Annotated in this window: 8 protein-coding genes; 3 read left to right on the forward strand and 5 right to left on the reverse strand. The window is 62.7% G+C overall.

The window, feature by feature from the left end; all coding sequences use genetic code 11:
• Positions 1-5: 5 nt before the first annotated feature.
• Positions 6-596: a hypothetical protein gene (locus FGW20_RS13090; protein WP_301678527.1), complete on the reverse strand. Its 591-nt coding sequence runs from the start codon at positions 594-596 to the stop codon at positions 6-8.
• Positions 597-637: 41 nt separating this feature from the next.
• On the reverse strand, positions 638-1,630 hold the full coding sequence (locus FGW20_RS13095) for a histone deacetylase family protein (RefSeq protein ID WP_301678528.1): 993 nt from the start codon (positions 1,628-1,630) through the stop codon (positions 638-640).
• Positions 1,631-1,794: 164 nt separating this feature from the next.
• On the opposite strand from FGW20_RS13095, the gene FGW20_RS13100 reads away from it, so the two are divergent.
• From FGW20_RS13100 to FGW20_RS13110, 3 genes are all read left to right on the forward strand, one after another.
• Positions 1,795-2,256: a GyrI-like domain-containing protein gene (locus FGW20_RS13100; RefSeq protein ID WP_301678529.1), complete on the forward strand. Its 462-nt coding sequence runs from the start codon at positions 1,795-1,797 to the stop codon at positions 2,254-2,256.
• A gap of 113 nt (positions 2,257-2,369) precedes the next feature.
• Positions 2,370-3,497: a V-type ATP synthase subunit C gene (locus tag FGW20_RS13105; RefSeq protein WP_301678530.1), complete on the forward strand. Its 1,128-nt coding sequence runs from the start codon at positions 2,370-2,372 to the stop codon at positions 3,495-3,497.
• Positions 3,498-3,506: 9 nt separating this feature from the next.
• On the forward strand, positions 3,507-4,151 hold the full coding sequence (locus tag FGW20_RS13110; RefSeq protein ID WP_301678531.1) for a V-type ATP synthase subunit D: 645 nt from the start codon (positions 3,507-3,509) through the stop codon (positions 4,149-4,151).
• On the opposite strand, the gene cmk is transcribed toward FGW20_RS13110, so the two are convergent.
• The 3 genes from cmk to FGW20_RS13125 are packed head-to-tail and all read right to left on the reverse strand — an operon-like array spanning position 4,148 to position 5,895.
• The gene (gene cmk, locus FGW20_RS13115) at positions 4,148-4,693 is read right to left on the reverse strand and encodes a (d)CMP kinase (protein ID WP_301678532.1); all 546 of its coding nucleotides are present in this window, start codon (positions 4,691-4,693) and stop codon (positions 4,148-4,150) included. The genes FGW20_RS13110 and cmk overlap by 4 nt on opposite strands.
• A complete protein-coding gene (locus tag FGW20_RS13120; RefSeq protein WP_301678533.1) occupies positions 4,693-5,313 on the reverse strand; it encodes a DUF106 domain-containing protein in 621 nt (206 codons plus the stop codon). The genes cmk and FGW20_RS13120 overlap by 1 nt, the downstream gene beginning before the upstream one ends.
• 6 nt (positions 5,314-5,319) lie before the next feature.
• A complete protein-coding gene (locus FGW20_RS13125) occupies positions 5,320-5,895 on the reverse strand; it encodes an adenylate kinase (RefSeq protein WP_301678534.1) in 576 nt (191 codons plus the stop codon).
• Between the last annotated feature and the right edge of the window lie 275 nt (positions 5,896-6,170).

Raw genomic sequence — 6,170 nt, forward strand, 5'->3', positions numbered from 1 at the left:
GAAGGTCAGCGCCGCAGGAAGATGATCGCCGCAGCAACCGCCGCGCCGGCCGTCATGAGGACGGCGAGGGGAGGCGCTGCTGACGTGGGCTCAGGATCGGGCGTCGTTGCCGGCACCGTCGCCGTCGGCGTCTCCGTCTCCGCGGGCGAGGTGGCGGACACGGCGGTCCCCGTAGCCGGGGTTCTCTGAGGCACCCCGAAGGTGACGGGGATGGTCGTGTACCCATGCCCCGAGAGGTTCCGGCGGTCTACGGGCGCTTCCACGGCGTAGACGGTGTATGTCCCGGGATCGAGCCCGGCCTCACCCGTCCTCCAGCGGTAGGTCCAGCGGTCGTCGGCACCGACCGTCACCCTCGTGAAACTCCCCCCGTCTCCAGAACGGACGGCCGTATGCGGATCGTCAAGCCGCCCGCCGGCGGCCGGGAGGTTCGGGCCGGTCACGAAGAGGTAGACGGTATCGCTCCCCGTGCTCGTTCCCGTGAGCGTCAACTCGCTTCCCGGGTACACCGCGACGGCAAGGACCTCCGGAACGGCGGCAAGGGCGAGGAGGAGAAGAGCACCCGTAATAGCCAAAATTCGAACGGAGATGCGGTTCATAGCCATCCGATCGACCCGGGAGAAGATGAACCTGATCAACGTCAGAGGGGGACGGCATGCCGGCCGCCGGCATACGCCTCCACAAGATGCCGGGTGCTCGCCTTCGCTCCGCCGCCGGCGGGCTCGAAGTGGGGCCCGTCGAGGGCAGCAACGATCGCCCCGATCGCCCCTGCATGCGACCGGCCGTAACCGCCTTCGAGCACAAGGGCGAGCGCCGCAGGCGTCGCGTCCACGAGCATCCCGGCCAGTGCCCCGAAGTCTTCGGGCAAAAGACGAATCGAACCGAGCGGGTCGTCAAAGAGCGCGTCCTGGCCTGCCGAGACCACCACGACGTCCGGGTCGAACCGCCGGAGCACCGGGACAAAGACCTCGTCAAAGACCAGGGTGTAGTCGGCGCCGGTCGAACCCCCTTCGAGAGGCGCGTTGACGGTATACCCCGCACCCGGCCCGGCACCCCGCTCCTCCGGCCACCCGGTGCCGGGGAAGATCCCCGCCAGGTGAACCGAACAGTAGAGCACTCGATCGGAGGTGTAGAACGCTGCCTGAGTGCCGTTCCCATGGTGCAGATCCCAGTCCACAACCGCCACCCGGTCGACCGATAGAAGCGCCTTCGCCGTCGCAACGGCGACGTTGTTGAAGAGGCAGAATCCCATCGCCCGGTCTGGTATGGCATGGTGCCCCGGCGGGCGAACGAGAGCAAAACAGTGCTCGCCTGCTAGCGCCCGCTCCACCGCCTGCCATGCGGCTCCGACCGCATACAGCACCGCGTCGAACGAGCGGGAGGTGACATAGGTGTCGGGGTCGAGGTAACAGGCCCGGCCCGGGGGGCACTCCCGGCAGAACATGCGGATCGAGTCGATATGCCGCGGCGTGTGCACCAGCGCCAGGTCTTTTGGCGTCGCCCGCTCCGGGGCGATGCGGCGGGCATCGACCGGCACCCCCGCGAGAGCGGCGTCGAGGCGTGCCTGCGACTCGGGGTGGCCGGGCGCGTCGTGGGCCGAGAAGAGATCCCCCGTCACGACCGAATAGGGCATGGTGCTCGATGGTGGGTTGGCGGCTCCGGATATGAATCTTGTCGGCGGGGGGCGGAGCGTCCTGCCGGCAGAAAGTATTTGACGAGTGAGATGGAATCATCGACAGAGAGAGCCCGGAACGCTTGCAGGGTAAAGGGGCGCGTCGGGAGAGTTGGAGGAGTAAGATGCCGAGAGTATCGAATATCGAACTGTTGCGAAAGCGAGAGCAACCCACCTTATCGATCCGCACCAGGGCAAAGGTCGAAGATCTGCCCGTGCTGATCGGTGAGGGTTACAGCAGAATGGCTGATTACCTGAAGGAACTCGGGGAACTACTCTCTGACGTACCATATGTGGCATACCACAACATGGACATGCAGGATCTCGATGTGGAGATGGGGTTTCCCGTATCGAAGATACTCCCGGAGAAGGGAAAGATCCAATCGGGCTCCATCCCGGAAAGCAACGTCGTCTTCTGCATGCATCGCGGCGCATATAGAGAGATGGCGTCGACATACGAGGAGATGGCGGACTGGATAGAGAAGAACGGGCTTACGCCTGCCGGCACCGCCTACGAATACTATTACAACGGGCCCGAGTATCCGGAGAGCGAACTGTTGACGATGATCGTCATGCCGGTGCTGTAAGCCTCCCGGAGACCTCCTTCCACCCGGTTACACCATCTGGTACCAGTAGGTTTCGGCCCTTCCCGGCCGGAACCGGGTGCGCATTTATACGAGGAGAACAGTAATGGGAGTGCATGCCTTCGCCGGGCGTGACCTCCCCCTCGTGCATCTACGCCTGCACCCGGTTCCGGGTAAGGAGGACGACGCTCCTTCCCCGTGAGGCATACCTGCGGATCATGCGGATGAGCATACCGGAGGTGATCGGCTACCTCAGCCGGCAGGAAGAATACCGGCAGCATGTCCTGGATCTCGCGCACGACTTTTCCGGTGCCCAGCTCATCGAAGAGGTGGTAAACCGCAGCCTGGCCCGGTCGTTCCGCCACGCCATGGCGACCGCTCCCGGCGACCTGCATACCCTGACCGGAGAATACCTCAACCGGTGGGATATCGCAAACGTCATGGCGATCCTGCGGGGCACGGTTCACGACATACCACGGCACCAGATCCGCGATCTCCTCGTCCCGGCGGGTGAACTCGACGCTGCGCTTCTCGACCGTCTCCTCAGTTTCACGAACTGCGGCGAGGCTATCGAGGCGCTCCAGGGCTGGCGCCTCTACCCGGTTCTTGCGGAGTACTACCGGGTCTGCGGTGAGAGGGGTGCCTTCTCCCGGATCGAGAACGACCTTTACCGGAAATACTACGCCGACCTGCTCGGTCTTGCCACAACCGGGTGCAGCGGGTGCCGGGAGTTGATTGCGTACCTCCGGTTCGAGATCGACATCACCAACATGAGAAACCTCCTCCGGCTCCACTGCGCAGAAGAGGCGTGTGATCTCGCGACCATCGACCGGACGATGATCCCCGGCGGCCGTATCCCCATCGCCCTCTTCCGAAGGCTTTACGGCATCGAGGCGGAAGGGGAGTTTGTCAGCGTCTTCCTCGAGACCAACATCGTCCCGGTTCTCGCCCAGGCGGTGCGCGAACTCAGGCAGGATCCGGATTTCTCGAGCATCGATGCCGCAGAACTGGTCTGGCAGCGATGGCACCGGCGCAGGCGGCCAGTGCACGAGGTCGAGATGGCAGTCACCCGCGTCAGGCTCCACCAGTTAGAAGCCCTCTCCCGGCGGCACCCGTTCTCGGTTCTGCCGGTGCTTGCCTACCTTGAGCGGAAGAAGTACGAGGTCGCGAACCTGCGGGCAATCGCGCGGGGGAAAGCATTCGATCTCGCGCCCGAGCGAATATGGCAGTACATCGTCCTGTAGGAGTGCATCATGCCGGTCGACGATATCAAACCCACCAGGGCCGGGCTCCTGATCGTCAGGCGGCGGCTGGCACTCGCAGAGCGGGTGCACCGGCTCTTATCGATGAAACTCGACGGCATGATGCTTGAACTGGTCAGGCTCACCGAAGAGGCCGCAGAAGAGCGCCGGACACTCGAGGAGAAGTATACCGGGGCACGGGAGATGGTGGCGGTCGCCGCCATGATGGAAGGTGCGACGGGCGTGCTCCTTGCAGCGCTCTCGGTGGAGGCTGATCCGTCCTATATGGCCGGGCACAGGAACATATTTGGAGTGCGGCTCCCGGACCTCGAACCGGTGATGGTGAGAAAGACGCTCGACCAGCGGGGTTACGGCATCCTCGGGACATCGTCGGTCATCGATGACGCAGCCGACGCCTACGAGGAACTCCTTATGGCGATCATCGCAACCGCCGAACGCGAAGGAGGGGTCAGGCAACTCCTCAACGATATCGAGAAGACCCGGCGGAGGGTGAACGCGCTGGAGTTCAAGGTCATCCCGGAACTCACGGAGCTGCGCCGGTTCATCGAAGACCAGCGCGACGAGGTGGAACGGCAGGAATGGACGCGGCTCCGGCGCATCAAAAAGATAAAAGCAAAGAGGACGGGGGGGCTTTAGAGGTCGGCGGCCTGCTGCCGTGCAAGGCACGCGATCGCGGCGTCCACGATAGTGCCGAGGGCGTCCACGCCGAAGGTCTCGGACGAGAGGACGATGTCGTATGGCGAGAGGTCGTCGATCTCGATACCGTAGTAGTTCCGGTAGCGGGTGGCCTCCGATCGCTGCCGGTTCTCGGTATAGGCCCGGGCTCCCTCTTCGTCCATCTCATCGCGCCCCGCGATACGCTTTGCCCGGCAGGAGAGCGATGCGGAAAGCCAGATACGGAGATCGGCGTTCTCGATCATCCTGCCCGAGAGCCTGCCCTCGATGATGATATCGTCGGCGGCTTCACCGATCTCTTTCTGCCGGGCGTCGATCATCCGGTCGACCGAAGGATCGCTCTCCGCGAACTTCCCGAACTCGGCGAGTTCCATGCCGTGCTCCTTCGCGAGCTGGCGGAAGACCTCTCCCGCGGAGATGAGGTCGAGCCCGTGCTTCCCGGCAAGGTAGCGAGCGAGCGACGTGGTGCCGCTCCCCGGCGGCCCGCTGAGAGTGATCCGCATCAGAGCCCCCCGATGTTGAGAGACTTCCGGATCACCTGGCTGACGGTCAGCGAGCAGAGCATGTACCAGAGAATCCACGCAGGGACGATCCAGAACGCAACGCCCGAGAGGCTGACCGCACCGAGGAAGGGCATCACGATCCCGGTCTCAATGGCGGCCGGTGCGCCGATCTCGGGAAGCCGCAGGAGAAGCCAGAAGAAAATCGGCACGGAGAGCACCAGGATGATCGCCATCGGCGTAAACTGCTGCCGGGAGATGTCGAGCTGGTCCTGCATCATCCGCTCCTGTCTTCCCTGGAGTTTCTTGACCCTCTTTTCGTCCCCGGAGAGCTGGGCCTCCCTGAACTCCTTCTGGAAGACCTTCATCTTCGCCTGCGTCTCCTGCATCTTCTCGTAGTCGATGGTGTACTTCTGGACGAGCGAGGAGTAGAGACCCGTGATGCTCGAGAGGATCAGGATCATGACAAAGAACGGCACCCCGAGGGTGTCGATGAAGGGGCCCAGCACTACATCCATCGCCGAACCGACCGTCACCCGTATCCACTCGACGCTGTACGAGAGCATCACGAGCATGGTAAAGAGGAGGGCGATCGTCGGGCCGTGCTTCTTCAGGTCGACCATATCAGGTTACCTCAGCACACTCACCAGGTCGTCGATGCCCTGCTCGAGCAGGAAGTTCTCGTTCCGGACGATCTTGATGGTGCAGCCGGTATACATCGCGTATGCCGCGCTGACCGCGCGGTTGAACTCCTGGTGTTCGGCAATCGAACGGAACCCCTCCATGTCGCGGGCTCTCGAGGCGTCGCCGAGCCGGCGCATCAGGATCTGGTCGGGGTCGGTCTCCACCAGCACGACGATATCGGGCATCAACTCGCGGAGCACCCATTCGGGCAGCCCCGCAAGGAACCCCGTCGGGGTCTTGACGCTGCTGTGCGTGTCGATGATGATGTTTGCATCCCCGCCCATCGCGGCGATTCCCGAGGCGGCCGCCTGCTGAAGGCGTTTCTGAACGTCCTTCTCGAGCTTGCGCATCTCGTCGCGATCCGCGGCCAGATTCTCCTTTTTGGCCACCTCAAACATGAACGTGCCGAAGTTGACAGTCTTATACTCAACACCTTCGGCCGCCAGCTTCTCCATCGCACCATTGATGACGGTGGTCTTTCCGACACCGGGAACCCCCGTCACGACAACTTTCTTTCCCAACTTTATCACTCCCGTTAGGGTATCATTTGCTGTTAAGATAAATCCGTGCCTGAAAGAGTAATGCCTTTCGGAATTGCTTCAAGCCCGGATGGTTCCGGGTAGAAAATGGGTTCTGTGCGGTTTTGGGGAAGAATGAGATTGGAAGGAGTTTTTCTCCAAGAGTAACTTCTCCGGCCTGACCTCCGGGTCAGACCCAACCCATTCTTAGTCGAAAAAGGTGCTGAGGCACCTTTTTCTCCAAGAGTAACTTCTCCGGCCTGACCTCCGGGTCAGAC

Origin of the sequence: Methanoculleus methanifontis, from assembly GCF_030464365.1 — an archaeon.
GTDB classification, from domain to species: domain Archaea; phylum Halobacteriota; class Methanomicrobia; order Methanomicrobiales; family Methanoculleaceae; genus Methanoculleus; species Methanoculleus methanifontis.

Coding starts and splice junctions, on each gene's coding strand:
- FGW20_RS13120 (WP_301678533.1), bottom strand. CDS start 5,313: ATGGTCGACCTGAAGAAGCACGGCCCGACGATCGCCCTCCTCTTTACC.
- FGW20_RS13095 (WP_301678528.1), bottom strand. CDS start 1,630: ATGCCCTATTCGGTCGTGACGGGGGATCTCTTCTCGGCCCACGACGCG.
- FGW20_RS13110 (WP_301678531.1), top strand. CDS start 3,507: ATGCCGGTCGACGATATCAAACCCACCAGGGCCGGGCTCCTGATCGTC.
- FGW20_RS13100 (WP_301678529.1), top strand. CDS start 1,795: ATGCCGAGAGTATCGAATATCGAACTGTTGCGAAAGCGAGAGCAACCC.
- cmk (WP_301678532.1), bottom strand. CDS start 4,693: ATGCGGATCACTCTCAGCGGGCCGCCGGGGAGCGGCACCACGTCGCTC.
- FGW20_RS13105 (WP_301678530.1), top strand. CDS start 2,370: ATGCCTTCGCCGGGCGTGACCTCCCCCTCGTGCATCTACGCCTGCACC.
- FGW20_RS13090 (WP_301678527.1), bottom strand. CDS start 596: ATGAACCGCATCTCCGTTCGAATTTTGGCTATTACGGGTGCTCTTCTC.